4 protein-coding genes are annotated in these 2,869 nt (G+C 51.0%); all 4 read right to left on the bottom strand.

Annotation, left to right across the window (positions count from 1 at the left end; genetic code table 11):
• A partial coding sequence (locus CLOSYM_RS16940; protein ID WP_021643050.1) for a carbohydrate kinase family protein occupies positions 1–738 on the bottom strand: 738 nt, incomplete at its 3' end.
• Positions 726–1,805 carry an aldose 1-epimerase family protein gene (locus tag CLOSYM_RS16945; protein WP_021643051.1) on the bottom strand — a complete coding sequence of 360 codons (1,080 nt, stop codon included), beginning with the start codon at positions 1,803–1,805 and terminating at the stop codon, positions 726–728. The genes CLOSYM_RS16940 and CLOSYM_RS16945, both read right to left, overlap by 13 nt.
• A gap of 19 nt (positions 1,806–1,824) precedes the next feature.
• The gene (locus CLOSYM_RS16950; protein ID WP_021643052.1) at positions 1,825–2,511 is read right to left on the bottom strand and encodes a D-lyxose/D-mannose family sugar isomerase; all 687 of its coding nucleotides are present in this window, start codon (positions 2,509–2,511) and stop codon (positions 1,825–1,827) included.
• Positions 2,512–2,621: 110 nt separating this feature from the next.
• Positions 2,622–2,869: substrate-binding domain-containing protein (locus tag CLOSYM_RS16955; RefSeq protein WP_021643053.1), on the bottom strand; the 248-nt coding region annotated here is incomplete at its 5' end.

The raw sequence follows: 2,869 nt of genomic DNA on the forward strand, positions 1-2,869 counted from the left end.
AGGCGGGCATACTGCCCGCGCCCCGCCGTTTCTGTTGGCCAGATACGCCCCCTTAGGCCCCAGCGTAATCATTGCCAGCCTGACACCATATTCATTGAGCAGCTTGCCGGCAGCCTCTGTTTCATCTGTGATTCCCCATAAGAATTCGACTTCATCATCGCTTATTTTAACCACATCCGCCCTGGACAGTCCCCACAGTATCTGTTCTCTGGCTTCCTCCCGGGATTTCCAGAGAGGGGGCCGCAGATTAGGGTCAAATGTAATCATCTTTCCCTTTTCCCGTGCATAGGCGACTGCCTTCTGCGTCGTCGTACGGACCGGTTCATCCGTCAGACTCAGCGTACCGAAGTGAAAGACCCTGGCTCCATCAATCAGGCTTAAATCCAGCTCTCCGAATAAAAGCCTGGTATCAGCCCCCGGTTTCCTTGCAAAGCTGAAGGAGCGGTCCCCTTCAGGGCTGAAAGTGACGAAAGCCAGAGTGGTGAACACGGTATCATCCGTCACGATCCCCTTTGTCTCAACTCCCGCATCGGCAAGAGTCCGTACAAGAAGCGTTCCGAATGCATCGCCGCCAACTTTTCCCAAAAATGCGGTCCTTGCACCGTAAGCATTCAGCGCCGCCAGAAAATTCCCCGGCGCCCCGCCCGGATTGGCCTTCATCGTCGGGTATCCTGCCGAATCTGAAGAAAGCGCCGCAAAATCGATTAAAAGTTCTCCAATTGCCGTTACATCATACATGATATTCCCCCATCCGTCCCGTAATCTTGTTCACTAATCAAATTTCTGCACTCTTCCTCAAGCGCCTCAATCTCCCGGCTTCCTTCGGCGATACAGAAACGTATCTCATTAATATGCTTTTCAAAAGGAGCCAGCAGCCTGGTTCTGCCCGCCCTTCCGTCAAATCCGCAGTTGGCCGGCTCGAGCGCCATTGCATAGTCGCCGGAAGCGCAGCTCTTCCACTGAGCCATAAGCGGAATCTTCTTAACGTTCCATCTGATACATAAAGCCAGCTCCCTGTCATCATTTACAAATGCTCCGAATGTATTGCCTTCACGATCCGACGCCAGACTGTACTGGAACACCTGCTCCGCCTGTCCGTCCTCCGCCTGTCCCATGGAAAGCCGGCCGGCCATTCCTTTTTGCGCTTCCCCGTCTCTCGGAATACAGGAAACTTCCGGGAGAATCAGTCTGCTTTCCGGCGTCAGAAAAGGATAGCCGGCATTGCAGTGATATAAAAAGCATAAAGGCTCCGGTTTAAAGCCCTGATTTTCAATCTCATCATGAAACAGAATCTCATTGGAGCCATATACCGTCTCCACCGTCCTTCTGAGGATCATGTTTTCCCCAAAAATTTCAGCCTGACGCATCTCACCCGTCACGCGGATTCTGTATTGATCCCCGTCAAAAAATGAATCCATGCCAATCTTTTCAGCGGGAGTTGTCCTGATTCTTCCATGCGTCGGATACTCCACCCCGTCAACCGTCCTGTACCCATGGACATGATCCAGGCCGCAGGTAAACATTGCTCCGCCCATAATGGAACGTACCGCCTCCCTGCCTGCCGTATCATAGGGATTCCTCCCCTGAAGCCCCGGCTTTGACAGAAAGCTCATATTAAGCCCTTTATAACGGATCCAGGCCGGATCCAGACATTTATCAAGCATCAGCAAAAACTCCAGCGGCCCGTTCTGTACCAGGGCGCACCTGAGTCCGGAGGCTCTTCCATCCTGGTATTCAATCCGGCGCACCCCTGCCGCCTGTTCCAGGCTGCCGCAGAAGCGCAGCAATTCCTTCTTGTCAGCCATTCAGCTATTCCTTCCCCTGTTATTTTGCTGCCGGATATTCCGTGCAGAGCAGACGGTAGGGAGCTTCGTCCTCTTCGATTTTCGGGAAACGGCCCATCTCCTCATAAAAACGGTTATCCGTATTATCATCGTTGCACTGGCTTACCTCTCCCAGAAGGACAGCCCCCGTTCCTTTTTCCACTTCAAAATCGTGATACATATAAGGATAAATCGTGATGCTCTCCCCCGGAGTCAGGCGCACCTGCGTACCGGCCGGAACCACAAGCTCTCTGCCGTCAATATGCACATGGACGTCATTCACTTTGTCCAGATCTTCTTCCGGTGTCGAATTATAGACGCGGATCAGAACATTGCCGCCGCCCCTGTTAATGATATCTTCCATCTTAGACCAGTGGAAATGCATCGGAGAATACTGCCCGTCCCTGATATACAGCAGCTTCTCTGCATAGGTCTTTGTATATTTGCCGTTCATTTTCAGGTTTCCGTTGCGGATGGTAATCAAAGAAAAGCCTGTCTTTTCAAAATTCCCCAGGCCGTAATCCGTGATATCCCATCCCAGCATGTTGTCACGGATTTCATCGTAATCATGTCCCTTCTCCTCCCACTCCTGCGGTGTGAAGCTGCAGAAAGGCGGAACTGCAAAGCGGTACTCCTTCACCATTTCTTCCATCTCTTTTAATGCTGCATTAATCTCACTGCGTTTCATCGTTAACCCCTCCTTTTTTTAATCATATCATGTACGATATTACAATTCAACAAAAACGCCGAGCCTGAGGTCCGGCGTTTTATTATTACTGTTCACACGGTTGTGTACTGTTATTTTTTAAGTACGGAAACACCTGTATCCTTAACCTCGCCGCCGAGGGAATTTCCTTCAAGCGCCTGTACACAGGCCTCTACACCCATGGAACCCATTACGTCTGGATTCTGTGCCATTGTGCAAAGTAAATATCCGTCGTCGATTAAGCCGAGTATGGCATCGGATTTATCAAAACCTACTCCGATAATTCCGTCTTTTCCTGCCGCCTTAATGGCATTTCCCGCTCCTGTTGTGGAACCTTCGT

Origin of the sequence: [Clostridium] symbiosum ATCC 14940 (assembly GCF_000466485.1) — a bacterium.
GTDB lineage: Bacteria > Bacillota > Clostridia > Lachnospirales > Lachnospiraceae > Otoolea > Otoolea symbiosa.

Excerpts from the sequence above, each read along its gene's own strand:
- CLOSYM_RS16950 (WP_021643052.1), bottom strand. The coding sequence starts at position 2,511 with ATGAAACGCAGTGAGATTAATGCAGCATTAAAAGAGATGGAAGAAATG.
- CLOSYM_RS16945 (WP_021643051.1), bottom strand. The coding sequence starts at position 1,805 with ATGGCTGACAAGAAGGAATTGCTGCGCTTCTGCGGCAGCCTGGAACAG.